Raw genomic sequence first — 26,934 nt, 5'->3', positions numbered from 1 at the left:
AAATTTACTCAACGTCAGCTCCTCGCGGAGGCCGGCATTCCAATACCTGCTTATCGCTTAGCAGCGAATGCAGCGGAGGTTGAAATCTCTGCCGCCGAGATCGGCCTGCCGGTGATTCTGAAGCCAGCCATAGGCAGCGGCAGCATCGGTGTGCGATTATGCAGCACCGTCGATGAGTTAGCCGAACATACCACCTACCTATTGGGTGGGAAGCACATTTGGCGATCTTCGCCGAGGATACTTGTTGAAGAATACGCGAATGGTCCGCATTATATCGCTCAGATAATGGGAAATGAGGTCGTTGCGATTGCCGCCGCTGACTACGGCCCCCCACCGCATTTCGTCTTTCATAGCGGCACCCAGCCAGCCTCGCTGACAGATGACGAGCACGAGCGAATCGCCGACGTTTCGCTGAGCTGCTTGCGAATTCTCGGCCTTGGCTGGGGTCCCACGAATGTTGAACTCCGGTGGACGAAGCTTGGCCCTGTCGTCATTGAAGTGAATCCGCGACTTTTGGGCGGGACGGGTTCTCAATTGGTTCGGCTGGCTTATGGAGTCGATCTTATCACCGAACACATCAAGCTTGCCGTCGGCCACGAATGGGATTTGCGCAGAAGGCATTCACACATTGTGGCCGTCCGGGTCCTAATTCCTGACCGTGATGGCATCGTCGATTGGATCCATGGCGGCAGTCAGGCTGCTGCTGTACCGGGTGTCGCAGAGGTGCAATTTTGTGTCGAGCCCAATACCCCTATCGTGAGGAAAGGCGACTATCGAGATCGCATGGGACATGTCATAGCCGCTTCACCCGACCGTGTCCGGACCGAGGCGATAATTCAGCGTGCGGTGAACTTAATCAGTTGGTCGATCTCTCCATTTCCGTGAACAAAGACAATCATCAGCCCCTCAAGTCGCCGCACCAGGGGAAGCTATTGAAGAGGAAACTTGTAGTGCAAAATCAAGTGCGGTCGTCGCAAAGTGAATGATACCTAATTTTGTTTCTGGGAACCTCTAGGCAATTGAACTTATCTGCGGTGGACAATTGTCTTCTGATTTTTTGCGGCGGCTATGTCGCGCGAGTAATTCCCAGGCCACAGCAAGAGGATAGCCGCGGTGTTAGAGCAACCAGCCCTGCCCCCCCCTCCGCTCGTCGGACCCCGTTCTGCCGAGACTTTCGGCCGGGCGCGCAGGGTTTTCCCGGACGGCACCACGCGGATCACTATCGAGCGCGATCCCATTCCCCGCTACATGCATCACGGAGAGAGTGCGTTTCTTGTCGACGTTGATGGCCGTCGTCTCCTAGACCTCAACGGCAACTTCACGACCCTCATCCATGGCCACGCCTTCCCGCCCGTGATCGAGGCCGTGACGCAGCAGCTCAGAAGCGGATGCTGCTTCGCCAACCCGACCGAGATTGAAATCGATCTTGCTGAGCTTCTCTGCGCCCGAATTCCGCATCTTGACCGCATCCGCTTCGTCAATACCGGTACCGAGGCGGTCATGTTTGCGATTAAGGCGGCGCGGGCGTTCACGGGACGTCCCGCCATTGCCAAGATCGAGGGAGCCTATCACGGCGCCTACGACTGGGTCGAGGTCAGCCAGGCTGCAACGCCTCAAACGTGGGGCGATCCCGAACATCCCGCGCCCACTCTTTCTTATCGCGGCATGCCGCCAGCTGTGCTCGATGACGTTGTGATTTTGCGCTTCAACAACGCCGAGGGCGCGCGCCGGCTGATCACGGAACATGCAGGGCGTCTCGCAGCCGTCCTCGTTGATCCCATGCCGAGCCGCAGTGGGCTCATTTCGCCCACGCCGGATTTCGTATCCGCCATCCAAGAGACGGCCCGTCGTCACGGTATCCTTGTTATCAGCGACGAGGTTCTCAACCTCCGACAGGGTTACGAAGGCGCCTCTGCGCTCTATGGGCTCGCCCCCGATCTCTTCGCGCTCGGCAAGATCATTGGCGGCGGGCTCCCCATCGGCGCGATCGGAGGCCGCAGCGAGGTGATGGCAGTCTTCGAGGCCGCATCAGGCGGTCCTGCTCTGCCGCAGGGCGGCACCTTTTCAGCCAATCCGCTCTCGATGGCAGCAGGACTCGCCGCGATGGAAGCCCTCGACCGCGCTGCCTTCGATTACCTCGAGCGGCTGGGGGACAAACTGCGAAACGGGCTCGAACGCATCATCGCGCGGCACGGCGCCCCTTTCAGCGTCACTGGAGCCACTTCCCTCTTTCGCCTTCACCCGCGGCGCAAGCCGCCGCGAGAGTTCCGAGAAAGTTTCCTTACCCTACAGGAGGTGGCCGTGATGACGGAATTAACTCGCTTCTTCGCCACGGAAGGCATCATTCTGCCCAAAGCGGCCGCCGCTTGCCTCTCAACACCGATGGGGGAGGATGAGATCGCCTTCGTCGCAAATGCTTTCGACCGCTTCCTAATTCAGCGCGCGGCGCTCCTCGACACTATCACGGGTTAGATCATGGAAGAAACCGTCGCACAGGCGATCGCGCGTGCGTTGAAGCCCTTGTTTGGCCAGAGCCTGCCGTCTGCCGTCCTCCTCGCCTGCGGTACGATTGGCATCCCGCCAGCTCGCCTACCGGCAGGAGAAGATGGGGGGCGCCATGGCAGACGACTTTGAACGCGTCTTAAGCAGGATTGCAGTGGTTACCACCCAAAACGGGCCGCCCGCGGCCATCCTCGTGCCATCACTTCCGGAGGCTTTCAAGGCGAGCCTGTCGGAACGCGCACCAACCAGAATGGAACAGACAGTTGGCGCCAGATCACGCCTGGCGCGTGCAACATCCATATCGGCGTCGATCCAACCGAGGTCGGTTGCACCTACGAGGCGCTGTGCCTCGTGGTCCATGCTGCGGTCACGATCAACGCTCTTTGTCAAATCCTCCAACACATCGACCTGTGGCGCCGCCGCGCCGATGGTACGCAACTGCGTGTCCGTCGTCGTAATCGTGCTAAAGAATGGCGTGCTCGGCTTCCAAAGGCATGCCGAAGCAATGCCGTTAGGACCCTGTACGAGCGCCTGCCATTTCGCTCCAGTCGACCACGCAGCAATCGCCCGGGCGTGCGGTTGCGGCGCGACCGTCGTCAGGGTACCGGACGACATAGGGCCTGCTCTCGAGGCGCTCGCCTCTGAAAGGCCGTGGCTAGTCAAGGTCGTCGCCGCCCCCAACGCCCATCCTGCTCTTTCCCTTTTCGGCGGCGCGGTTGACCAGAACGTCGTGCGCGACGTGGGTTCCGTTTGATGACGACAGAAAACACCAAATCAATGGGCGTTGCGGTCGTCACCGGCGGGGCAACCGGGATCGGGTTTGCGACCGTCGCGCATCTAATCGACGCTGGCTGGCGCGTCGCTTTCTTCAGCCAGACGAGAGAGCGGGTGGAGGCTGCCGCTGTCGATCTACGCGCCCGTTTTCCAGCTTGGAATATCCACGCCGACACGGTCGACCTCCGTGACGAACGCGGCGTCTGCCGGTTCTTCGCCAATGTCCGCGAGCGGTGGGGAACGGTATCCGCGCTTGTCTGCAATGCTGGCTACTCGCCGAAAGGTCCAAACGATCAGCGTGTCGCTCTCGGCCATATGCCGCTTGCCAAATGGGATGATGTTATCCGGGTGAACCTCACGGGCGCCTTCCTCTGTTGCCGCGAGGTGTTGCCCGGTATGGCGGAAGCCCGGCAAGGCCGTATCGTCCTGATCAGTTCACTCGCGGCGCGTACGCAGCCGAAGATCGCCGGAGCGAGCTACGTTGCCTCGAAGAGCGCGCTTGCAGGGCTCGCCCGGTCGATCATGAGCGAATACGCCGGGCTTGGTATCACGGTGAACACGATCTGCCCTGGCCGTGTCTTAAGCAATATGACGGGACCGCCCGAGAGGCCCGGAAACCGCGCTGCACTCGCGCGGATCCCGATCGGCCGGCTCGGCAGGCCCGAAGACATCAGCCGCGTCATTAAGTTTCTTGTTCGCTCGGATTCCGACTTCATTAACGGCGCCATCATCGATGTCAACGGCGGTGAGTTCGCCCCCTCTTAATCTGTCGGCCGGCGGCACAAACCATTCAGTGACGAAGGACGCGGCGCCGGCCACTCCCGCACATTCTGCGCATGCGCGAACTTACGGACCTGCTGCACTAGGGGCCATGGCGAACGCCTGGAACAGGCTGCCTTCGGACAGGGCCGTGGTCAAGCCAAGCGAGCCCTGGCATCACGCGCACGGCGGCGACTTCTCACATCCGAAGGCCACCATGACAGGATCTCGGCCGCGTCGTTCCAAGGACGCCTCATTGGCGGGAGGTGGTGGCCGATAGCGACAGCGGATGCTCGACAGCAGCGAGGACGTGCTCAGCCGTCAACGCCTCGAGGTTTTGGCTTCAGGCGATGCTTCTGGCCGCGCGTGCGGAGAATGAGAGGCTCCGCCAAATCATCAAGGAGTTGCAGCGCTATCGCTTCGGGCCAAGGGCGGAGGGCCTGCCCGAGGACCAGTTGCTTCTGGGCCTGGATGGCCAGCAGGTAGAGGCGGAGGGCTTCGCCGGCACCGAAGCCGCGGACCCATCAAAGCGGTTTGGCGCATTTGCCGCCGCGTCTTCATGGGATGACCTTCGGCGACAATCGATGCGATCGGCGCAACGACGCCCGTCGACATCCGCGATCGAGCCCTGCTGCTACTCGCCACGACGGGCATTCGCAACGGTGAGCTACGCGCCATTCAGCTGCAGGATATCGACTGGCGTGCTGGCGAGGTATCGGTCCGGCGCACCAAGGGCAAGCGGGATCGGGTGGCGCCGCCGCTCGAGGAGACCGGCGCCGCGCTCGCCGACTACGTCCTGCGCGCTCGACCGAAGGTGGATAGTCCGTATCTGTTCCTGTCCTTCACGCCGCCCGTGGCAGCATTCAAATGCGCGTTTGCGACATGGCGGGGTTGAACTCGGGCGAGTCGCAGGTGCGCATCTCCTGCGCCACAGTCTTGCTACCCAGCTCGTCAAGCAGTGAAGGCCGGTCAACGAGGTCGTCGATCTTCTAGGGCACCGAAGCATCAACACAACGCCATTGTACGTAAAGGTCGCCACCTCGCAGCTTGCCGAGGTCGCACTTGCGAACATTCGACCTGTCATGGCAGCTTACGATGGTGAGTGTGCCCGATCCGATACACGTTTTCCGTGCTCTTTGATTCGCCGAGAGCGATGCGGTCGTGAGCGGCAGCTCTTTTTGCGACAAGATGATCAAAGGCATGACGGCTCCGCAAGCAGCCCAGTCTCACGCCGGGCTTTGCGAAGTCGCAGCCTTCCTTTTTCAGCTCATGTTGACCAGTCCCGAGAGCGGGAAGTGTCGCATCCTTCGCATACTAAATGGTTTGCTACATATGGACTGGCATGACGATTGTTCTAGAATTCAAATTGAATCGGCCCTTTGTACATAGTCTGCCTTCCTAGAATCAGACAAGTGGGCGGGGCGCTTCATAGACGCTGTAACCGAAACGTGATTCGCTCGGCCGGCGGCGGGCGAATCGAGGGACGGCGAATGTCGGGGCCACGCGAGAAGCGCGAGACGGGAGAGCAGGACCTGTTCCGCTCCAGGCTCGACCAGATCATCAGCATGAAGCACGAGCTGGTGCGGCTGGCGGATGCGATCGACTGCCCGATGCTGGAGGAGCGTTTTGGCGCGGTCTATTCGGACGGCCCCCGCATGCCGCCGCTGCCGACCCGGCTGATGGCGGGGCTGGCGATCCTCAAGCACACCTTCAACCTGTCCGACGAGGTGCTGTGCGAGCGCTGGGTGGAGAACCCCTATTTCCAGTATCTCACCGGGAGACGTTCTTTTGCCATACGCTGCCGTTCGACCGCTCGTTGATGACGCGTTGGCGCAGCCGCATGGGCGAGGAGCGGATCGTGGCGCTGTTGCAGGCGAGACTCAGCCTTGCGGTCAAGACCGGGGCGATGAAGCCGGCCGACACGCGCCAGGTGATCCCCGGATCAGTCCGAGGACCGACACCACCGTGCAGCCGAAGAACGTCATGTTCCCGACCGACGCCAAGCTCATCCACCGGGCGCGCGAGCGGCTGGTGCGGCTGGCCAAGAGGACGGGCCTCCATTTGCGCCAGAGCTATGTGCGGGTCGGCAAGCTGGCGCTGATCAGCCACCAGCGCTATGCCCACGCCAAGCAGTTCAAGCGGGCCAACAAGGCGCTGCGCAGGCTCAAGACTATGTCGGCCGGACCATTCGCGACATTGGTCGCCAGATCGCCGGCAATGCGGGGCTGGACGCGCTCTTCAAATGGCCGCTCTACCAGGCCGCCACCGTTCTCCAGCAACGTCAGCGCCAGCGCGTCCGCAAGATCTACTGCCTGCACGCGCACGAGGTGGAATGCATTGGCAAGGGAAGGCGCATATGCCCTACGAGTTCGGGGGGAAGGTGTCGGTGGCCACCACGCTGAAGCGTCCGGGCGGCCAGTTCGCCCTGCATGCAAAAAGCGCTGCCCGGCAATCCCTATGGCGGCCACACGCTCGCAAGCCCATAGAGCATCGGCCACATCAAGGCTGAGCACCGGATGAGCCGCAACTCCTCGCCGGCCAGCAGGGCGACGCCCTCAACGCCGCCGCCGGCTACAACTTCTCCCTCCTGCTCAACTGGTTCACAGGTTTTGTGGCTTCTCATCGCAGCCCAGTCAGCCGAGAGGACTCGAAGCCTGACTAATCTCGTTGTTCACGGACGACTGACAATTCTTGGTGTTCAGTGAGGCTCCTCTGTTGCGGTAAACACGGATTGTCCGTGGATCTGAATCTTATTACAGAGCCGCGCCAAGTCTGACAGATCGTGACTCGCTGTAAGACAGATGCGTATGCCCGCATGGCCCCGAGCGACCGTCGGAAAGAACGTGACGGAAGTGTAAAAGCCATCATCGAATAGGCGTGCTGCGAAATCAATAGCCGCAAATTCATCGCCCACATTAATCATGCGAATTGGCAGAGGAGCGCCTCGCTGATCTGTGTTGATGAGATCGTCGAACAGGGCGATGCGGTCGATCAATTGATCTCGGCGAACCCTGAGCTCGCTCGTGCGGTGGATTTTCGCCGAGGCCATAGCGGCACCGACAGCTGCAACGTTGGGCGAAGCCGAGAAGGCATGCGGAATGGAGTAGCAACGAAATAGCTCTTCTTGATATGCCGTTCCCAGCATGAGCATGCCGCCCGACGCGCCGAAGCCCTTGGCGAGGGACGCCGCGACGATCGTGCGCTCACCTAGCTCGTTGGGTAATTGCGAGCGCGCAAAACCTTCGCCACTTTCGCCAAATAGTGAAATTCCGTGTGCGTCGTCGATGTAAAGAAAAAGGCCATACTTTTCCTGCAACTCAAGAAGCCCTTCGATCGGCGCGAAGCCGCCCATCGAATAGACGCCATCGCAGACGTAAGCGACGATTGGATGCTTGCGGCAAAGCTGCTCCAAAGCATCGAGGTCATTGTGAGGAATTGTCTCGACTTGGGTCTCCTCGGCCACAACTGGCTTATGAAAGGCAAGCGAGGCATGTGCCAGACGGTCGAACACCATGACAGGTCTTTGACCTCCCGTTAAATGTCCGGAGGCGATGATTGGCAGTGCGCCCATGTTGGCAATCATAACCGTCGAGTAAGTAATAATCCGCGCCCCAAAGAGTTGGGAAAGCAATCCCTCAAGTTCACCAACGAGTCCGAAATTCAGGCGCGTGCGTGCACAAGACCAGTGGAGTGATCCGTATTCCTTTATCGCGGCAACCGCGCCTGCAACGATAGCTGGATGATTGTCCAAGCCGAGGTAGCAACAACGTACGTAGTCGGCCATGGTATCGCCTCGACGCTCGCCCTCCGTGATCATGACCGCCCTCCCCTCTAAAGACCGCCCGTAAACACCCATGAGACCACGTTGGTGAGCCCGTTCGAAATGCATTCGCGTCCGATCAATGACCGAAGCGGTGTTGCGGAAATGACTGGCGTTTGCAGCGCCCGCTGTGAATTCCACCGGAGACATTTGGACGTCCTTTCAAAAGTGCATATTTGCGGTAAATTGGCTCCCCAGTCTCACGTGATCCAAATTGCGAACCGCCGAATTCCGATGCGGCTGATGGCCGTCTGATATGATCCCGAAGACACCTTCAGTCTGTCGGATGAGGAGCTGGCGCGCCCTGGGTGGAGAGACCCGAATACCCAGTTCTGGGGTGAAGAGTTCTTCTGCCCTGAGTAGCCGGCGCATCCTGGCACAACGTGCCGCAAAGCCCAGGTTGGAGTTTTCAGCACTAGGTGGAACATGACACCGGAAATGAATCGCGAGACAAGGGAACCGCCACGCGGTCGAGCCCGTCATCGGCACAATCAAAGCTGAACACCGGAGGGGCGGCACCTGTATCGCCCACAATCAGGACGACGTCGGCGGCGCCTCCCTGGCCACCGCCGACTACTTCCCGCTCCTGCTAGACGGTTCAGGAGCTTTTGTGGCTTCTGTTCGCCGCGGCGCTCCCACTCAGGCCGATATGACCCGCGGTCGGGGACATCCACTCAGGTCCACCAGAGAACAAGATCTGGCCGCGCAAATCCGAAAAAGCAATTCAGCAGCACGCGACGCTTTCCGTTGCCTGATTGACCGGTAACCCCGTGAACGAAGCCGCCATCGATTAGGGCGATATCCCCAGTTTTGAGCTCGAACTCGCGGCAAGGGACGGCCTCCAGATAGGCTGCCGAATAGGGGTATCCAGTGGTCTCCACACCTTGCGATATCCGGTCCGCAACCGTCGGCTTGTGGCTCCAGAGCTTCAGATTGCCGCCTTCCTCAGGCATGCTGGGATAGAGGTTGAGCGCTGCGACCGTATTGTGCGCCACCGCAGAAAGCTCGTAATCATCGCCAGCACGTAAGACTTGAGCGACGTCGTCGTGGGGATCCAAGGAAAACGTGCCTGTGCCCGACCAACTGAGGCCGCGACAAACATTGGCCTGGCCGTGTTCGGAACGCGCTAGCCGCAATTCGATTCCCTGGTTGTGAAGCTCTCGCTTCAACGCCCCGAATACTGCTCGAACCGGGTCAACCAAATTCTTAAAAAGGGCATCGACGTACGGCCGCGCGTTTTCGGCGTCTGCGAAATAGGTGGCTGCATCCTTTCTGTAGTGAGATGCACCGACATATTGTCCGGGCACACCATCTTTACGCTCTCTGAGACCGGAGCTTCCAATAAAGTTCGTAGTGATCTCCTCTGCTACTTCGGTGCTGAAAGCTTGCTTGATGTGCAGAGCGGTGAGCTCACCTTTCAGGACCGAGATGATCTCCGCCGTGTTGATCGACCCGGTCCGTTCTTTGATCGAAACCGGCGAGATGGCTGGCACTTGAGATATCTGACTAGGCATTGTCTTGCTCCTGTAGTGCGTGTTCAAGGATGGTGATGCCACGATCGAGTTCGGCATCGGTGATGGTTATCGGCGGGAGGACTTTGATAACGTCGCGATTTGGCCCCGAGGATTCGATAAGAAGGCCATTTTCGAATGCGACATCGTGCACGCGGCCGACAACTGCCGGTGAACGGCATTTCAGGCCGGCCATCAGACCGCGGCCGCGCTTCTGTTCGATGTATCTTGGAAATTTCGCAACCAGGCGATCGAGGTGCGTTTGCAGCCTGACGGCTGTCCGCTCGACACCTGCAGTAAATTTCCTATCCGACCACATCTTGCACATGGCTCCTGCCGTCACGAAGGCGAAATTGTTTCCTCTGAAGGTCCCGCTATGTTCTCCGGGCTTCCATATATCCAAGTCGGGTCGAATCAGAACGATGGACAACGGACTACCTGAACCGCTAAGGGACTTAGAAAGACAAACAATATCCGGTTCGATTTTTGCAGACTCGAATGAGAAGAAGTCGCCAGTTCGGCCCGCACCTGCCTGGATGTCGTCGACGATAAAAACAATGCCATGCGTGCGGCAAATGCGCTGAATTTCCGTGAGCCACGCTGCGGATGCGGCGTTCATGCCGCCCTCTGCCTGGATGGTCTCCAGAATGATTGCGGCAGGCTTTTCTATGCCGCTCCCCGGGTCGCTCAAAACGCTGTCGATGTAACTGGCGGAATCGAAAGCTTGGCTCGGATAGCCGTCATAGGGAACACGGATCACATCGTGGCGAGCGACGCCTCCCAGTTCCCTGGTTGAGGCCGAGCCCGACACCGCTAGAGAGCCGAGCGACATGCCGTGGAACGCATTCGTAAAGGCCATGACGCTCGAGCGGCCGGTGTATTTTCGCGCCAGCGCCAGAGCCGCTTCGTTGGCGTTCGTGCCGGTCGGCCCAGGAAACTGAATCTTGTATGAAAGGCCTCTGGGTTTCAGGATCCAATCGACGAACCCTTCAATGAAGTCACGCTTTGCCGCCGTATGCATATCAAGCGACAGAAGAATGTTCTCACCGACGAGATATTCAATCGCCGGCGCCATAATATCCGGATTGTTGTGCCCGTAGTTGAGTGCGCCGGAACCCACCAGGAAATCGATAAAGGGCTTACCCGTCTCGTCCCAGATCGTCGCCCCAAGGGCCTTCGTAAAGACGGTGGGGAACGCCCGGCAATAACGACGAACGCTAGATTCATGAGCCGTGAAAGCGTCGGTGTCCATATTAAGTCCTCTGCACATAGTCGTCAAAGAAGAGAGCTGTTTAATGGCTAGTGGTTTGCGGCATATGTTCGTCGTTTAACATTGAAGCAGAATGCCGGAGGCAGCTTTGTTTGGTCTGGGTTTGGTCTGGTGGTGCCGGGATCCTCATTGAATATTGTTGGTTGCGTTGCCCTCCATTCGGATGTCTTCGGGGAATGTGCTGCAACAAGATGGCTTCTAAACCTTCCGCGAAAGCACCGATACTATGGCATCAGGTAGTTGACGTACCCACCCATCGCTGCCCATAGCGCCTCCGCACAAATGAATGGGTCCAAGGAGATCAGCAGGGTCGCGTCGCCAGAGGTTGTGTCGCTCGGCGGTAGCGAAGCCGCTCGCGAGCGCGCTCCTCGATGGCGCCGTAGCGAGCGAGCGGCTTCGCGGCGGTCATCAATATTCGCCGTTCAACCTCGGGCTGCGGACACCAACCTGATTCAAGAAACTATTTGATGACCGATGACACAGCGAAAGCCACGCTCTCTTTGAGAAGAATGCGGATTCCGATCTCTTGCGCGATAACTGGCCCGAGCCGCCGGATCAAAAGGGCGGGGCCGCCGTGGACCCCCTTGACGGAAAGCCCGTTCGTAGGCCAGGCGGAAGCAACCGGGAGACGCGCTGGCGAAGGGCCGCATCGGTTTCGAGAGCGTCAACTACCGCGACGGCAACCATCCCCGGCCGCAGCTGGGGCTGCTGCCTTCAGGCGAGTCGAACAGGAGATCGTCTGGGAGGCTGAAGGCGTTGACGAGGTGGGCCGTGAGTAAGTAATCAAGCGCTGATCGGGATCGACGAACGCTGTTTCCGTCCGACCGAGGTTGACCTGTGATCGGCGTTACCTCAAGGCAGGCAGGCCGACAAGCTCGGTTGGAAGCCGAAGACCCCTTTCGATGTGGTCGAGGCCCACTGCCGCGCCTCACGCGAAAACACGATGGCGTCGCGAGCAGGTGCATTTGTCGTGGGGCCATCCGCATTGCCAGGCACGCCCTCTCGGCCGGCATCCGCCCAGGTCCGGTCGTTTGGATCGGCGAATTCACACATTCTGCAAAGCAGAAAACCATCCGCTCCATTCATGCGGTCGACGATTTCGCGAAAAACTGGCTTTTCAAACAGATCGGAGTAACCCTCATATAGAAGGTTGCCCAATACGTGACTCCGTTCAAAATCCATGGAGCACAGGGTGACGTCGCCGTTTGGAAGAAGAACATTCCGATACTGTCGTTCGTCCACGCAGGTTAGGGCTCCGAGCACTGGCTGACGTGGTGCAACGATCTTAGGGTCGACGCTTCCACCCCTACTGCTCACCGGCCGCGCTTTTATCAGTGCTTCGGTAGGAATAATGTCGGCTATATCTGGGTGGGGCTCGCCCAAGGCCACGAATCGGATCAAGGGGATGTCCGCGTCGACGAGTTGACGAACCAGATCGCGATACTTGTCTCCGACCAGGCGGCTGTTCATGTAGGTGCCGTCATCGAAAACATGGACCACGAATACGCCCAAGCGCAAGGCTTGCAATCGCTGCAGGTCCTGCCCGTTCATTCCCACCAGCGTCGTAAAAATCCTGATGCCATGGCCTTTGGCGAAGGCGTGCTCCACCATTTCGGTGCAGTCCGGATTGAGCCAAGGTTCGGAGTATCCCGCAAAACCAATGTCGACGGAAGTCGGTACGCGGGCCAGACACCGCTTGAAATCTTCAAGACCCAGATGACTCGCATGAGACACTTTTCTTTGCCGGACCGCGAACTTGTCCTGGGGACAATATGAACATCCTACGACACATCCCGTGGTCGTCGTTATCTCCAAAACCCTGCCGGCTGTGTTTGCTGAGCGAAGTTCCGGTAAAATCACTGGTGATTACTCCCATCTACCTCCTGCGAAGCGCCACGATAGTGTACGTGTGCCTTTGGCTTTCTGACACCGCCTGTTGATCCACCGCGGCAACGCGGCCATCTACCCTTTTTCGCAGCCTAAGCCGACCGGTTCGCCGATTTGCCGGGCCGACTCTTCACAAACTTCCAGCGCGTCGGACCAGAGACAGCATTGCAATTTTCGAGGCATCACTCGCTCCGGAGATGTAGCCTCAATCGTCGATCGCTGGCCCGTCGCCGAGATGCGCGCGCAGCACCCTCGAACCCGCCGGAGAGAAGCTTTCTGGATGAGGTCGATCATCCCTTACGTCGAGCGAGTTCCGTGTTCTCATGCGGCTTAACCCTCACACTATATTGCCGCACCTCGACCAGCAAAGGCCGTGCCAGTGCCCTTGGCGCGCAGTTACTGCGTGATAGGCTTCGAAAAGCCCGACAGGCCCAAGACGCTCCGCTGTTTTGAACCCGACATGTTTTCTGACGGCTGTCAGATTTTGGACACACATCACTCATGCGTCAGTCGCTTAAGACAGAATGGCGTGCTGAGTTCTGCAAATTCGCTGAGAGCGGGCGGTCATGACAGGGTGGTGCTCAACGTCACCGATTCCCTGGAAGGAACGCCGCCATGATCAAGACGGAAAGTAAGACCGCCAGCGCTGCCGTCAAAGACATTCTGCTTTGAAACCCGGATAGATCGAACGAGGTGGGTGATGCAGGAGGTGCTCGAGGCCGAGATGGACGAGGCGCTGGGGCTTCGAAGAGCGAGCGCACGCCGGAGCTCTCGGCTATCACGCGCGCTACTACGGGCGGAGAACTAGCTGCGCACCTACGGCGGTTCGATAATCCCAAGTTTCAAAGCTTTTACAACAGCTACCGTTCTGCTGGTCGCATCCAACTTCCGCATTACATTTTTTAAATGGAAATCTATCGTATTTCGTGATCTGCCTAAAATAGTTCCTATTTCCCATGACGATTTTCCTTTCGACACCCAATCAATGCAATGTATTTCTCTCGGAGACAGGTTATGTACTCGTTCCGACGCAGTCGTAGTGTCGAACTTCGTAACCATCCGATGAAACCGCAGCGCGGCCATTTGCAGGTAGGTGATCGTTCTATTCTGCAATTCGCAGTCCGAGGATTGAGCAAAACTCACAAACCTAAAGCTGTCACCAGGGCCATGTAATGGGACGGTAACGCCTGACCTCAAGCCGAATGTTGCTGCTTCGTCCAAGACGCGGCGTCCATCTTCAGTTATGCTTTCATCGGTATACACCTCGCTCCATCGAAAGGGCCCCGCCTCCTTTCGACCTTTCTTGATGAGTGGGTCTATTTTGGCATAGCCCATTCTCGAGTAGCGCTCCTGCCATTCAGCAGGATAATTCCACATCACCACAGAACCCTCTCGGTTCGGCTTGAAAACCCCCTGTTTTGATGCGAGCGGGCCATAGGCAATCCACGGGCAATCGAACTTCAGCGCAAACGCAGACATCCGTTCGAACAACTGTTCGGATTGAGCGATATCATCAGTCATCTCGAGGAATAGGTCTAACTCCACCTGCGGGAGTTCCATGATGCCTCCTTCATTGCGTTCTCATCGGTGCAAAGTTTGCTCCAGCCCAGCCTCGCAACATCCGAAGTCAACGGGACTCGAGCCGGAGTTCCTTTCGCCACCTGGAGTACCCTCAAGAGTCGTGCCAGCTTGCGAGCGAAGCTTCTTCTTCAGGTCGTCAATCGACTGGGGGAGGTACCCAGGAGGCGAACCGAACAGCACTGTGTCGGGGAGCGCACAATCCGACAGTCGAGCATTCGATTGACGGAATATGGGCAGGAACGTATTCGCGGCGCGCTTTTGAAATCAGCACCTAAGTCCCGGGCCTGAGAAAGCTGCATGGCAACTGTACTTATTTGATCGAGGCAACGTGATGCACTCACTCCGCTTATCGGATGGAGAAAGAACAAGTTCACAATTCAATCGATACGTCGACCTTCTTTTCCAATCTCCCGAGCTGGGCAGCCGTAGCAAAAGTATTCGACTGGATCGCGGCTGACTTTCTCCAGGCTCGGTAACCTGCTGAATTTGTCCTTCGGATGTTCCCGCTCAGTTGGCACGACTTTTGAACATCACCGTCGTGAGGCGGCAGGAGCTGCCCGCCAAAATTGATGCTGTTATGGGGGAGGTCGAAAATTCTAGTTTTGTCTTTTAACGTCTTTGGGACCGAGCGTGTTGATGCGCCCGCTTGGAAACTATGAAACGTTTCCCCGTCCATGGACGCGGCGCCACTGGTCGCCACGTACTCGCCTTCACTGTCCGCCACTGGAGCCGGCAGCCGGTGCGGCTCGCGATCATCACGGCTGCGATGCTTGCCTCCACGCTGGCTGACGTGCTGATGCCGGTCTATTCAGGTCGTCTCATCGATGCTGTTGCAGGCGGCGCTGCTGTGGCAGCACCAGCCTGGCATTCGGCCCTTGCAGCCTTCTCTGTACCGATTGCGCTTGCGCTCGTTGCCATCGCCATGCGCCACATCGCCGTCATTGGCCTGAACGATCTTTTGCTGAAGATGATGTCCGATGTCGCGAACGAAGCGTTCTATCATGTCCAGCGCTTTTCGACAGACTGGCATGCGAACAGCTTCGCCGGCTCGACAGTGCGCAAGATAACGCGCGGCATGTGGGCGCTCGACCCTCTAAACAGCACAATATTGGTCGCGCTGTTCCCGTCCTTTATCATCTTGGTAGGTTCGACGGCGCTGCTCGGCTGGCACTGGCCGGTCATGGGCGTGATCTTTGCTTGCGGCTCTCTGATCTATCTAGCGTTTTCGATTTCGCTGTCGCTCAGCTATGTCGCGCCGGCGGCGAGCCTTGCCAACCAATGGGACACAAAGCTCGGCGGCGCGCTTGCGGACGCGGTCAGTTGCAACGCTGTGGTCAAAGGCTTCGGCGCCGAGGTTCGCGAAGACCAGCGGCTTGAAAATATCATGACCAAATGGCGGCACCGCGCGCGCCGGAGTTGGGTGCGCGGAACGATCGTCGACTCAACCCAAGGCGTCACTTTGGTTGCGCTCAGGGTGGCGGTGGTCGGATATGCCCTGCTTCTGTGGTCGCATGGACAGGCAACGCCGGGCGAGATAGCCTATGTTCTCACGTCCTTCATCGTCCTGAAGGGCTATCTGCGTGATGCCGGCATGCATGTCCGCACCGTGCAACGCTCGGTTAATGATATGGAAGAACTGGTGGCCATCCACAATCAGCAGCTGGATGTTGCGGATCGTCCAGAGGCCAAGCCGATCCGGATCACGACGGGCCGCATCGATTTCGAGAACGTCCACTTCCGTTACGCCAACCATCCCCTGCCGATCTATAGCCAATGTTCGCTGTCGATTGAGGCTGGCGAAAGGGTTGGGTTGGTTGGACCTTCCGGTTCCGGCAAGTCAACATTCGTGAAGCTCATCCAGAGACTCTACGACCTGAGCGGCGGCCGGATCCTGATAGACGGCCAGGACGTCTCCGAGGTGACCCAAGAGTCGCTCCGTTCGCAGATCGCGATCGTGCAGCAGGAGCCTATCCTGTTTCACAGGTCGCTTGCCGAGAACATCGCCTATGGCCGGCCTGGCGCGAGCCAGGCCGAAATCGAGCAAGCGGCACGGCTGGCCAGTGCGCATGACTTCATCGCGCCCCTGCCGAAGGGCTATGGGACATTGGTCGGCGAAAGAGGTTTGAAGCTCTCCGGCGGCGAGCGCCAGCGCGTGGCGATCGCGCGCGCCTTCCTGGCGAACGCGCCGATCCTTATTCTTGACGAGGCCACATCGAGCCTCGATTCGGAATCCGAGGTGCTCATTCAACAAGCGGTGGATCGGTTGATGGTGGGTCGAACCACACTCGTCATCGCACACCGGCTGTCGACGGTCCGCTCGCTCGATCGGCTGCTCGTCTTCGACCGTGGCCGCATCATGGAGGACGGCGATCATGCCGCGCTGATCGATCTCGATGGTGGCATTTACCGCCGCCTCTTCGAACGGCAGGCGTTGGAACTAGCGATGGGCCTGGCCTGAGCGCCAAGTATCAGGATCGAGTGCCCGACCGCGAGAGCGCCCATTCCCGGTACAAAATGTATCGCCGTCTCACGACATCCCAAATCTAGCCCGGTCGACGTATATTGGGAAGCACATGGAGGTGTCCGCTGAAACCGACTCCCATCCAAAAAAACATAAGGTACCGTCCATCATACTCCTGTTTCGCTTGCATTGCGCAGAACTTAAGCTCGTTAATTTTCGCTTAGAAAATTCTAGAACTATACTGCAAGAGATCCTCCGAAATCCTAGACCTCTTTCATACCGGGCACAACGCAAACGTTTCGCTCAGGTTGCAACCTAAGCTGTCAAACACCTTTTAAGAGAGCGGTGTCCAATGAAGTCCGGCTTGGCAAACCTGCGCAGGTTCTACTGTGGCAGACTGAGCTTCGCCATTCGGCCTCCATCGATCGTCCACACCTGACCGGTGATAAACGAGGATTCTGGCGAAGCCAGCCAGACTACGAGGTTCGCGACCTCCTCCGGCTTCCCCGTTCGCCCAATTGGATGGATATTACCGATCTGCTGGCGAAAGCGCTTGGGGTCCGGCATGCTCTCGATGAAATCCAAGTTCAGGTCGGTGTCGATCCAGCCAGGCGCGACAGCGTTGCAGCGCACACCTTCGGCGCCGTGGTCGATCGCAACCGCGCGGGTGAGACCGTGGAGACCAGCCTTGGAGGCGCAATAGGCCGCGTGTTTCGGGTTGGATCCCAGCCCCTCGATCGATCCGACATTCACGATCGCGCCGCCAGTGGACCGCAGGTGAGGCATCGCCGCCTTTATCAGCACGAATGGGGTGGTCAGATTTATGGCGATCGTCCTCTCCCAATCTGCTAGGCTCATATCTTCGACGAGCGCCTCCTGCATGACCCCGGCGTTGTTTACCAGGACATCGAGCCGTCCCGCCCGTTCGACAACCGCTTTGATAGCATGAGCCGCCTTGGTCGGAGCTGTGAAGTCGACCGAAATGGCCTCGAATTCCCGGTCCTCACCACGTTGAGCGGTGAACACGCGAGCGCCCTCGTCCCTTAGACGTCGCGCAGTCGCAAGACCGATGCCGCTACGCCCGCCCGTCACGAGAGCCACCTTACCTGCAAACCTTTTATCCAACTGCCTTTCCACCCTTCACTTCGACGAGCGACATGCATAGGCAGCGGGACATCGCGTGAGGCACGATGGTCTGGGCGATGCCACCGCCTCTGCGATCTGCCGAGCGGACTAGCTTGCCAAGCTCTGCCCCTATCCGCAGGATCGACGGGGAAGCGGTGAAGACGCTTCCCCGGTTCTGCTACCTCAAACCCAGATGCCATCCCGCTGATCGAGACCCGCGGCTTCCTTCCCCCCGCCGAAGTTCCCCCCGACGACTGGCTTCTGCAGCGGCGGAAGCGGAGTATTACATACTCAGGATCCGGCAAGCCGAGCCTTGCTTGTGTCATTCTAATCGTAAGCACCAGCAACTGCCCTGAGAATGCACAAAAGGTTTCGCTAGGGTTAAAACCAGTTTATGCCTCGCGCAGTCGTGCGCAAGCTGTTCGGACCTGCGACATCGCCTTATTTCGGAACCAGCTGGCGGTTTGGTGAGTACCGGCACACGGGCTCCTTGTCCGGGTGCAGCAGAACTCGTAGGCCTCCGTTGCCTTGCGCCAAGCTCCTGGAGTAATGCGGGCATGGCTGTTCTAAAACATCCCAGGACGTACCCCCGGGCCTCGTAGGCGTATGCGCGGTCTGCAATCAGGTCGATCGTTCGACGACCTTCGAACGATCGCAGCCCGTACGTCTCTATTTCGCGATAAGCCTCTGCTTGACAGCGCCTTGGCGGCAACCTCAGCTTTGAACGCGCTCTGTTGGGGTATGAATGCGGCCCACCGAGAGCGCTGGCTGGCGCTTGCCGAGTAAACTCTGCCATGCAGAATCTCAGTCTCCTGCGACTGGCAGCCAACCAGCTGGGCCGGTATTGATTCGGGCCTGGCCGAGCTCGACGCGGGTGAGATCGTTGAGCGGGCGATCTTGGCCGTGGAGCTGACGCTCGAGGAATTGCCGAACCCGCGCAAGACGACCTGGAGAGCGAGTATGCCAGGCTGGAAGTTAACGGGCTGCCCAGCAATTGAGGGGGACCCGACGGGTGCAACACCTGTTTTTTCTTCCAGGGGGAACTCGGCCCTGCTATGGCCGATCCTACCGCACGTCGCTGATCAGCGACCGGACTTTCGAGAAGCGGCAGTGCGCCTTTCGTCCGGTCAGCCTTTCTCCTGACGCAAACACATGCGGATCGCCGCGGACGGGGAAAGTCGTCCCGCGTCCCGTCCTGCGGCCTGCGCTTTGCTGACGCTCCTACGGCTGTCCCGTTCACCGCCCGAGGCAGGGGCGAATTTCCTCCGTCCTACGCACGACAACCGTCCGCTGTTGCGGACGCGCGCGGGACTGCCGGTTTCCCTGTTGGAGGGCCGACAGTCGCTGGCTCGGAGGTTAACCGGAAACGGGTGCGTCGAGGACCAGCGATCCTGTGCGCCATCCGCTGATCGTATGGCTCCCTGGCGGTTCTTCTTCGCTGCGCTAGCGCTTCAGCAGCTTCAACAATGATGCACGTCGGCTTCATCATCTTCAGCGGCTGGCGCTTGAACCCGGCAACACCACACGGTGGACACAAGCGCCGCTCCGCCAGGTAGCAAGGGAAATCGAACCTATGTAACCGACCACTCAATTAAGCCGACGGCCCGCTGAAGTATCGCCTCCGTCCGAGCGATGTCAGGCGAGCTGGCGGTCACATATCCGATTAAGTCTCGGTGATCGCCTCTCCTTTTGATCGTGGTGTTTGGTTCAAGGTAAAGCTTCACTTTGGCGACGCCAGGTACAGCAGCCGCCCGGCTGACGCCATCGATCCAATCGAGAACGCCGTCCCGTTCAGGAACTAGGAATTGCGCAGCAGCAGTTTCTGAACGGGTTCCGCGCAAATCGCCCTCATCGCCGATCACGAGTTTAATGTGCTCTCGGATAAGATTGATACCGCAAGCTAGCTCAACTAGCTCAACACCGGGCGAGCCCGACATACGCGGATTTACTTCAATGACGACCGGCCCATGTGCCGTCCACCTGAGTTCAACGTTGGTCGGACCCCAGTGAAGGTCGAGAGCCTGTAAACACCTCAGTGAAACATCGGCGATGCGCTCATCCTCTTCATTGGTAAGCAAGGCCGGATAGGCGCATCTATTATATACGAAATGCGGCGAGGGACCGAATTCGAGAGAGGCGATTCCAATGACGTCATCTCCCATCATCTCCACCCAATAATGAAAGCCTTTCACAAATTGTTCCACTAATATTCTTGCTGGGGACTGCCATGTACTCCACCTGCTTGATAGATAAGCAGTATGCTGGATTAGCTCCTCGCTACTGCCGCACAATCGGACCCCCTCGCTGCCGCCGGTGTCCGTGGCTGGTTTTACAATTACAGGAAAGCCGATTTTAGCGGCAGAGCTTACAACCTCGCTCGCATTCGTTGCCAACGCGTAGGCAGGAATTGGAATGTCGGCTTGCCCAAGCAGCTGACGTTGAGTGAATTTATCGCAGCATCGTTCAACCGATTCGGCGTTCGGACCTGGCAGATTGAAATGTCGACAGAGCATGCCGACTGTCGCATATGCAGCTTCCTCCGAGCTCGTAATCCCAGCAATATCATAGGTCGCATGCAGCCGAACACACTCGCAAATCAGCGCATCGAGATTGGATGTGTCCACACAGATTACCTCACTGTCTTCTGCGGCATGATAGTAGTGCCTAAGTGGATCAGCCGCCAGGGTAATCGAGTGCAGGCCAAGACTTCGGGCCGCTTGGACATATAGAGGACCATTGTTCCTTGTACCCTCGATCAGGATAAGCGCTCTTCTTTTCATGTTTGTCGACTCCGAATAGCTTGTCTGGTTTTTTTCCGCGCGTGAGTTCGTCCAACATACCACTGCTCGTGGTTTGCGATTGGTAAATTCTTGTGAAGTAGTTGTATTTATCTGTTGCAGGATGTGACGTCATGACCACCAAAAAGAGTGTCTTGGTTGCCGCAATATAGGCCTATTCTTCTCGCGCAAGTCGGCTGGGGAATGAGAGGCGCGATGATGGGATCCGTTACCGCCGCACCGATCCTGGTGAAGGACCAGAGATCCCATGGCAACGGGTGATGACCGGTGTCTACATCACTCAGCTGGCTGGGGAGCGTCTGGGAGAAGGTACGATGCACGAGCTTCTGCTCGTCGCGCGAACTGTCATTCAAACGAGCTTGGTGAACGGCCTTACACCTAACCTACAGCGGCCTCAAGAACGCACCGCCAAACTGCTGGATAGCTTCATCGATTCGGTTGACGTTCACCGTGCTTTTGACTACGAAACTATGGATCAAGTAGTGCGACGCACAGAAACTTCGATGGGTAGATCATCTTGCTTTGTCACCCCAGGCAGCAGGATGGCCCACCAGAATTAACCAATAGAAAATCTCACCAGCAAGTGTAGCCACCATCCACCAACAATACCGTTCCCGTGATATAGGTTGACGCGTCGCTAGCAAGAAATTGGACGGCAGATGCAATCTCATGAGGTTGGCCGAAGCGGCCCATTGGCGTCCGATCAGACCATGCCCTGACCACTTCTACAGGATACTGGTCGGTCATCTCTGACTGTACGAATCCAGGCGCCACTGCGTTCACCCGAACCCCAGATCTTGCCCATTCGCAAGCAAGGGTTTTGGTTACCATAGTTACCCCCGCCTTGCTCGCATTGTAAGCCGTGACTACGGATTCCTGTCGGGTGACAACATCTCCACATATCGAACTGATATTTACAATCACGCCGGAACCGCGCTCCGCCATGAGAGAGCCGAAGGTGCGACTGCAGTAGAACAGGCCGTCCAAGTTGACTGAAAGGACAGCTCGCCAATCCTCGTCGGTGGTATATTTCGTCGGCGCCGCGCGGGACACCCCGGCATTGTTAATAAGGATGTCAGGGCAAACGGCGATGCCATCGGCGAGATCGCGTACCGCCTGCGAGTCCCTAACATCGAGCTGATAGACTTTAGGCTTGACTGGAAACTGATCTGCCGCCGCGGCCACGCGAACCCGATCCCTTCCAGTGAGAATTATATCGGCGCCAGCTTCTTGTAATGTAAGCGCGACTTGCAATCCGATGCCGCGTGCTCCGCCGGTCACCAAAGCGGTCTTCCCACTCAGACCGAATCTGCCATCGATGAATGATTTACTCATGTATAAGCCCTATCCCTTCTGGAATGTTTCCCGCCTATCGTCTGATGGCCTGCCTTCTTTTTCTAAGCGCGTCTTATCACCTCCTACTGCGACGATAACGGCAGTTGCTGTGTTACTTCCATTCATGCGTTTTTTGGGAACTCAGAGTAACTGTCGTATGGCGCCAACAATGCTGTCCCGTGTTGGAAAAAAGTCCTTCTCAAGAGCCGGACTGAATGGGACATGAATATCTGGAGCACTCAGCCGCAAGATAGGTCGCTTCAAAAGATCGAAGGACTCTTCCGCCATCACCGCTGCGATTTCACTTCCGACGTTGCAGATACGGTGTCCGTTCTCGACAATAATCAGCCGTCCGGTCTTCTCGATTGACATCTTGATTGCCTCATAATCGAGCGGCTTCAATGTACGTGGATCGATCACTTCGACCGAAATGCCTTCCTCGATGAGGTAGTTGGCAGCTTCCATGGTCGGCCTGATAGCACCGGCGATGGCAACGACGGTAACGTGCTCCCCCTCGCGCTTCACGTCCGCTTTGCCAATTGGGATTAAATGGTCCGGATCCGTGGGGACGTCGCCTTTGAGAGGCCAGAGGCGGGTGTCCTCGAAGACGAGCACAGGATCGCCGTCGCGAATGGCGGATTTCATGAGGCCTTTGATATCGGCAGCGCTGGTCGGGCTGATAATCTTAAGGCCCGGCACGTTCATAAAAAGCGGGTAAGGCCGGTCGGCATGCTGTGCCGCTTCGGAGCCCGTCGAGAACATACAGCAGCGAAAGACGATTGGGATGTCTATCTGGCCCCCAGTCATATACCGCAATTTTGAGGCCTGGTTTACAATCTGGTCACAAGCGAGATAGATGAAACTGGCAGTTGAAATGTCTACAATCGGTCGCAAACCATTGATGGCAGCCCCGATGCCAAGTCCCGTAAAACTGCCTTCTGAAATTGGCATGTTCCAAACCCGGTTCTTGCCGAAGCATTCGATAAGCTTGCCGCCGCCATGAACTGAGACGTCCTCTCCCAACAATACAACGCGCTCATCCCGATGCATTTCCTCTAGCTGGGCCTGCACGATTGCCTCAAAATAGGTCATCTGAATATGGGGACCGGGCGTGGCTGCGTCTCTGTGGGTATCGTCTTTCACATCCATTAATCCCTCCAGCCCACCCTTAGCGGGCAATGGTCGACACGAACATATAGTCGGGCAACGTTTCGGGCCGGGGCATGGGGCTAGCCAAAGCAAACTGTACGGCCTGTGTGACGGCTTGGGCCACTTCATGCTCGATGGTTGCTAGAGTCTCTTCATTTACACCCTCTTCGAGCAGCACAGTGCGATATAGCAAAATTGGGTCCCGGTCGCGTTTGTGTGCCTCGACTTCTGCGACCTGTCGATAAGGCTCCCCAGAAACGGCCAAGCCTATATTGTGTTCATCGAACCGATAAGTGTTGGCCACTATGAGAGTGGGTCCCTGCCCCGCGCGTGCTCGCGTGACCGCATATGCCGCAGATTGATAGACGGCACTGACGTCCTGTCCGTCTACTATTTCTCCTGGAATTCCGTAACCTGCCGCTCGTAGGGCAATGTCCGGCTGTCCGTGGCTTGTTGCTACGGAGGTGGTCATTGCATAGCCATTGTTCTCGCAAAGATAAATGACGGGAAGCCTCCACAACGAGGCCATGTTGAGGCTCTCGTGAAAAGTGCCCTGGTTCACTGCTCCGTCGCCGAAAAAGCAAAGGGTAACCTGATCGACGCCGCGCACCTTGGCGCTAAATGCGCATCCTGTGGCAAGAGGAATGCCCCCTCCGACGATTCCCGATTCACTGATAATCCCCACTGAACTGTCCGCAAAATGCATCGAACCGCCACGCCCCTTACAAACGCCGCCCTCCTTACCCATCAGTTCTGCCATAAGCGCCTGCAAATGCGCGCCCTTCGCAATCGGATGGCCATGCGAACGGTGTGTTCCGGTCATGGCGTCATCGTCCCGGAGGGCGAGGCTTGCTCCGACGATAGCGCCTTCCTGACCCACGGTCGTGTGAAACCAACCAGGGATCTGACCACCGTTGAACAGGCGCCTACCTTCTTCTTCGAATCGGCGGATGCGAAGCATCCGTCGAAAAGCCTCTAGCCTACGATCGCCCTTCAACTGCATGACCCAACCCTGCCCGTCAGCAAGGGGCGATCGCCTGCATTCCAACAGCGCGCATCGGCTAAATCCTCGTGCTCGAGCTCCGAAGGTACGTGGCGGGTCTCTTCGGCATTCTCCTGGCGAGGCACGATCTCGGCAGGCACTTTCATCTGGTTCTCTGTCAGCATGGCCTTGTTCCTTCCGGCTCGCACAACCCTGTGCATGCGTCATGCCATTTGACCTGAAGGCTCGCATTACACTGTTCTTCATCGAAGAAAGGCGTCGTGAAAGAACTGCACAGACCTCCTTTGTTCGAAGTTCGCCAACAATGTCGGATCCTGAACTGGCCCCCATTTCGGCCGGACAGTCGGCCTAACGCGGGAGGCTTGGGGATATCCTCAAGCACAGGCTTATGGCTGACGACTGTCGACGGATTGAACTGATCACCGGGGAGGTACGGCGCCGACACTGGACGACGACCGAACAGAAGCTGCAGATTATCGAGGAGAGTTTCCTTCCGGGTGAGACCGTGTCCTCTGTCGCCGCACGATGAGGCGTGGCGCCAAATCTCTTGTATCGTTGGCGCCGTTTATTGAAGGAAGGCGGAACGGCTGCGGTGGGATCGGACGAATCTGTGGTCGGGAGTTCGGAAGTGCGGCGGCTTGAAGAGCGCCTTCGCGACCTCGAGCGGCTTCTCGGCCGCAAGACCATGGAAGTGGAGATCCTCAAAGACGCGCTGGCCAGGTCGGAGTCAAAAAACCGAACTTGCGGCTCTTGTCGCAGCCGAGGGACGGTTCCCGATGAAGGCCGTTGCCGAGACCCTCGGGGCGGCGCGTTCCCATCTCCATGAGTTGCATCGCCTGGTGAAGCCGCGCGGGCCTTATCGCAACCCCGATGACGATGGGCTCTTGGAGCTGGTCGCCGCCTGATCGACGAACGCCCGACCTATGGCGATCGTCGCATCACAGCCCTGACGAACAGGGAACGCGAAAGACGGCGAACCGGCCGTCAATCACAAGCGCGTCTTCCGTGTCATGCGCCAGCGAAACAGGCGCGACAGCACGCGCACGAGTAAAAAGAGCCCGGCCTGCACGAGATCCAGCGTGTGCCGTCGGGCGAGACACCACCACCCGGTACGATACAATCAGGCGGGATGGTAGATGAGAGCTATGCAGCGCCGCGATGAGGCCGATCTCAGCTCCCAAATGCCTGAGATTGGCTTCGCGCGCAGGCGTTTCGGCCGCGTATAAGGTGCCGCCTTGTGAAAGGGATCGCAGCAACCTCAGCCGGCAGCATGAACACTGCGTGATAGAGCACCGGCAGCAGTTCATTCTGGCGTGCGGCAAGCCAGTCCCGGCAGGCCTGACCCTGGCATTTGGGACTGTGCCGGCTGCGACAGGAATTGTAGGCCACGCGGATCGACCGCAGGAGCGGCAGCCGTAGACTGGCCGCCCAGTTCGGCGGTCCGGCAGAGCTCGATCGCGCTCATCACACGCCGCTCGATGCGAGCCTAGATAGCCGTCATGAACCTGTCTATATACTTCGCCATGGCGGCGGAAGATATCCGCCACCTTCAGTCTCGCCGACATGGCGGTACCACTCACCCTGGCGGCACCTCGATGTTCAGCCGGGCTTGTCGTGCGTCGGATGAGGCTGTTCGAGACCTTAGCGTAGCGCGCCGCCGGACAGATTGTTGTGGCCGAGTAGAACCTGGATGGTGCGGATGTCGGTGCGTTCTGAAGATGCGTGGCGAAGCTGTGCCTGAGCGTGTGGACCGTCACCCGCTTAGGCGGCCGCACGCGCCGAACGACAAGCCCAAATAACACCCGCGCGCGGGAAACAGCCAGTCCCGCGGCTTCGCCAAGCCGCCAGTAGACTCGCAGATGCGCAGAAGCTGCGCCGACAGCATCACGGTGCGGTCCTTGTCGCCCTTGCCGTGCTCAACACGGATCACCCCGCGACCGCTGTCGATGTCGCCGACCTTCAGCCCGACAGTCTCCAAGCACTGAGACCTGCTCTTAGGCCGTCGTCAGGGCCGTACGGCACTTCAGGCTCGGCACCGCCTCTAGGAAGGCCACGACTTCGTCGGCGCTCAATACCACCGGCAGCGTGCGTAGCGAGCGAGCATAGACGATCCGCTCCGGACTCTCGGCATGGCCCAGCGTCACGCCGTAGAGGAACCGCAGCGCGCACACCGTCTGGTTCAGCGCAGCCACGAGATTCCGGTCGACATCAAATGAACTTGGAAGGCGCGCACGTCCTCCAGACCGAGCCGGTCCGGCGAACGGCCAAGTAGCGCGAAAACTTCGCCGCGGCATGCACGTGGGGATCGCTGCGTGGCCGGCGGCAGATTACGGATCGTCATATCCTCGATCATGCGCCGGGGAACTGGGGTCAACTTGGCCATTTCTGTAGCTCCTGTTCTCAGATTGCGCTTCAACAGCCGCGATCCTTCAAAACAGAAGCGTTCCTGCAAACCGATCCGCCAAATGCCGCGTTAGCGGCTTCGTTCAATCCTCAAAATGCCCACATCGCCAAAAATCTGCCAAAGTAGCACTAGGCTGCGTCGCGACGGATCGCCTCTGGTGGACTCCGACAGGCAAGTCAGAGAAAGCTCGAAAAATCAACACTGGGGCGTTTCCGTCGGACGCTCAGCTTAGCTACATCCGTGGCAGACTTATTGGACTTGCTCAGCGCGGCGGCAGCACGATCGAAGAACTCTGGAGGAAGGCCCTCTCCGGGTTAGTAGAGTCAAAAAGATTTGTCCCCTGTGACGCAAATGCGAAAAGCAAGCCGACCAGGGGAGTCGTGATCAGTAGGGCGGAAATCGCACAGCATTTCTCTTCCAACAAACGCCCAGCCTCGGCATGTATATCTAGGGAATAGTGCATATTTATCCTCCGAGATAGCGTTCCGTCACGACAGGAGGGACTTCTCATAGTATCGCGCTGCCTCAGGTTTCTTGTCAAGCAGGTCCCGGCTG

At 58.2% G+C, this 26,934-nt stretch carries 21 protein-coding genes and 3 pseudogenes; 9 read left to right on the top strand and 15 right to left on the bottom strand.

All coding sequences use genetic code 11. The features are described 5' to 3' along the window. Both EN786_RS31740 and EN786_RS31735 read left to right on the top strand, forming a co-directional pair. Positions 1-885 (top strand): ATP-grasp domain-containing protein (locus EN786_RS31740; RefSeq protein WP_127302631.1); only part of this gene is annotated, 885 nt, incomplete at its 5' end. A gap of 228 nt (positions 886-1,113) precedes the next feature. Then, positions 1,114-2,472, top strand: a complete 1,359-nt coding sequence (locus tag EN786_RS31735; RefSeq protein WP_245466456.1) for an aspartate aminotransferase family protein — start codon at positions 1,114-1,116, stop codon at positions 2,470-2,472. A gap of 117 nt (positions 2,473-2,589) precedes the next feature. Here EN786_RS31735 and EN786_RS39555 read toward each other — a convergent pair whose 3' ends face one another. Then, entirely contained in the window at positions 2,590-2,940 is a 351-nt protein-coding gene (locus EN786_RS39555; RefSeq protein ID WP_348526696.1) for a hypothetical protein, read from the bottom strand. Between EN786_RS39555 and EN786_RS39550 the strand changes: the two genes are divergently transcribed. The 5 genes and pseudogenes from EN786_RS39550 to EN786_RS31710 all read left to right on the top strand — a co-directional run bounded on the left by EN786_RS39550 (position 2,861) and on the right by EN786_RS31710 (position 6,697). Further along, positions 2,861-3,256: a thiamine pyrophosphate-dependent enzyme gene (locus tag EN786_RS39550; RefSeq protein ID WP_348627502.1), complete on the top strand. Its 396-nt coding sequence runs from the start codon at positions 2,861-2,863 to the stop codon at positions 3,254-3,256. The genes EN786_RS39555 and EN786_RS39550 overlap by 80 nt on opposite strands. Next, the gene (gene fabG, locus EN786_RS31725) at positions 3,256-4,041 is read left to right on the top strand and encodes a 3-oxoacyl-ACP reductase FabG (protein ID WP_126080649.1); all 786 of its coding nucleotides are present in this window, start codon (positions 3,256-3,258) and stop codon (positions 4,039-4,041) included. The genes EN786_RS39550 and fabG overlap by 1 nt, the downstream gene beginning before the upstream one ends. 344 nt (positions 4,042-4,385) lie before the next feature. After that, positions 4,386-4,568: pseudogene (locus tag EN786_RS39545) on the top strand (transposase); the annotation flags it as partial. A 47-nt stretch (positions 4,569-4,615) separates the two neighbouring features. Then, complete coding sequence (locus tag EN786_RS38915; RefSeq protein ID WP_348627501.1) at positions 4,616-4,930, top strand: tyrosine-type recombinase/integrase; 315 nt, start codon at positions 4,616-4,618, stop codon at positions 4,928-4,930. A gap of 595 nt (positions 4,931-5,525) precedes the next feature. Further along, positions 5,526-6,697 (top strand): annotated as a pseudogene (locus EN786_RS31710) (IS5 family transposase). Between the two features lie 36 nt (positions 6,698-6,733). Here EN786_RS31710 and EN786_RS31705 read toward each other — a convergent pair. The 5 genes from EN786_RS31705 to EN786_RS31685 form a co-directional block, all read right to left on the bottom strand. After that, positions 6,734-8,005 (bottom strand): aminotransferase class I/II-fold pyridoxal phosphate-dependent enzyme, encoded by a 1,272-nt coding sequence (locus EN786_RS31705; protein WP_126080648.1) that lies wholly within the window; start codon positions 8,003-8,005, stop codon positions 6,734-6,736. Positions 8,006-8,529: 524 nt separating this feature from the next. Further along, entirely contained in the window at positions 8,530-9,369 is an 840-nt protein-coding gene (locus tag EN786_RS31700) for a hypothetical protein (protein ID WP_126080647.1), read from the bottom strand. Then, positions 9,362-10,618, bottom strand: a complete 1,257-nt coding sequence (ectB, locus tag EN786_RS31695) for a diaminobutyrate--2-oxoglutarate transaminase (RefSeq protein ID WP_126080646.1) — start codon at positions 10,616-10,618, stop codon at positions 9,362-9,364. Before ectB ends, EN786_RS31700 begins: the two co-directional genes overlap by 8 nt. Before the next feature lie 870 nt (positions 10,619-11,488). Next, positions 11,489-12,370 carry an SPASM domain-containing protein gene (locus EN786_RS31690; RefSeq protein ID WP_245466457.1) on the bottom strand — a complete coding sequence of 294 codons (882 nt, stop codon included), beginning with the start codon at positions 12,368-12,370 and terminating at the stop codon, positions 11,489-11,491. 969 nt (positions 12,371-13,339) lie between these two features. Further along, positions 13,340-14,083, bottom strand: coding sequence for a LuxR family transcriptional regulator (locus EN786_RS31685; RefSeq protein WP_126080645.1), 744 nt, complete (start codon positions 14,081-14,083; stop codon positions 13,340-13,342). A 676-nt stretch (positions 14,084-14,759) separates the two neighbouring features. On the opposite strand from EN786_RS31685, the gene EN786_RS31680 reads away from it, so the two are divergent. Then, positions 14,760-16,562 (top strand): ABC transporter ATP-binding protein, encoded by a 1,803-nt coding sequence (locus tag EN786_RS31680; protein WP_126080644.1) that lies wholly within the window; start codon positions 14,760-14,762, stop codon positions 16,560-16,562. A gap of 387 nt (positions 16,563-16,949) precedes the next feature. On the opposite strand, the gene EN786_RS31675 is transcribed toward EN786_RS31680, so the two are convergent. The 5 genes from EN786_RS31675 to EN786_RS31655 all read right to left on the bottom strand — a co-directional run bounded on the left by EN786_RS31675 (position 16,950) and on the right by EN786_RS31655 (position 23,975). Then, positions 16,950-17,657: an SDR family oxidoreductase gene (locus EN786_RS31675; RefSeq protein ID WP_245468328.1), complete on the bottom strand. Its 708-nt coding sequence runs from the start codon at positions 17,655-17,657 to the stop codon at positions 16,950-16,952. Between the two features lie 1,604 nt (positions 17,658-19,261). Continuing rightward, positions 19,262-20,470: an acetyl-CoA carboxylase biotin carboxylase subunit family protein gene (locus EN786_RS31670; RefSeq protein WP_126080642.1), complete on the bottom strand. Its 1,209-nt coding sequence runs from the start codon at positions 20,468-20,470 to the stop codon at positions 19,262-19,264. Positions 20,471-21,061: 591 nt separating this feature from the next. After that, entirely contained in the window at positions 21,062-21,823 is a 762-nt protein-coding gene (locus EN786_RS31665) for an SDR family oxidoreductase (RefSeq protein ID WP_245466459.1), read from the bottom strand. A 141-nt stretch (positions 21,824-21,964) separates the two neighbouring features. After that, positions 21,965-22,972 (bottom strand): pyruvate dehydrogenase complex E1 component subunit beta, encoded by a 1,008-nt coding sequence (locus EN786_RS31660; RefSeq protein WP_126080641.1) that lies wholly within the window; start codon positions 22,970-22,972, stop codon positions 21,965-21,967. Between the two features lie 19 nt (positions 22,973-22,991). Next, positions 22,992-23,975, bottom strand: coding sequence for a thiamine pyrophosphate-dependent dehydrogenase E1 component subunit alpha (locus EN786_RS31655; RefSeq protein ID WP_126080640.1), 984 nt, complete (start codon positions 23,973-23,975; stop codon positions 22,992-22,994). A 388-nt stretch (positions 23,976-24,363) separates the two neighbouring features. Between EN786_RS31655 and EN786_RS38910 the strand changes: the two are divergent. Then, positions 24,364-24,991, top strand: a pseudogene (locus tag EN786_RS38910) (transposase); the annotation flags it as partial. A gap of 154 nt (positions 24,992-25,145) precedes the next feature. On the opposite strand, the gene EN786_RS31645 reads toward EN786_RS38910, so the two are convergent. The 4 genes from EN786_RS31645 to EN786_RS38895 form a co-directional block, all read right to left on the bottom strand. Further along, the gene (locus EN786_RS31645) at positions 25,146-25,364 is read right to left on the bottom strand and encodes a transposase zinc-binding domain-containing protein (protein WP_245466460.1); all 219 of its coding nucleotides are present in this window, start codon (positions 25,362-25,364) and stop codon (positions 25,146-25,148) included. Positions 25,365-25,728: 364 nt separating this feature from the next. Further along, positions 25,729-25,953, bottom strand: coding sequence for a tyrosine-type recombinase/integrase (locus EN786_RS38905; RefSeq protein ID WP_245466461.1), 225 nt, complete (start codon positions 25,951-25,953; stop codon positions 25,729-25,731). A 16-nt stretch (positions 25,954-25,969) separates the two neighbouring features. Beyond that, entirely contained in the window at positions 25,970-26,167 is a 198-nt protein-coding gene (locus EN786_RS38900) for a hypothetical protein (RefSeq protein WP_245466462.1), read from the bottom strand. Continuing rightward, on the bottom strand, positions 26,155-26,358 hold the full coding sequence (locus tag EN786_RS38895; protein ID WP_245466463.1) for a hypothetical protein: 204 nt from the start codon (positions 26,356-26,358) through the stop codon (positions 26,155-26,157). The genes EN786_RS38900 and EN786_RS38895 overlap by 13 nt, the downstream gene beginning before the upstream one ends. Positions 26,359-26,934 lie beyond the last annotated feature (576 nt).

Origin of the sequence: Mesorhizobium sp. M4B.F.Ca.ET.143.01.1.1 (assembly GCF_004792275.1) — a bacterium.
Classification (GTDB): Bacteria; Pseudomonadota; Alphaproteobacteria; order Rhizobiales; family Rhizobiaceae; genus Mesorhizobium; species Mesorhizobium abyssinicae.
The sequence above is the reverse complement of the archived record's forward strand: the minus strand, read 5'-3'. Positions and strand labels throughout refer to the sequence as shown.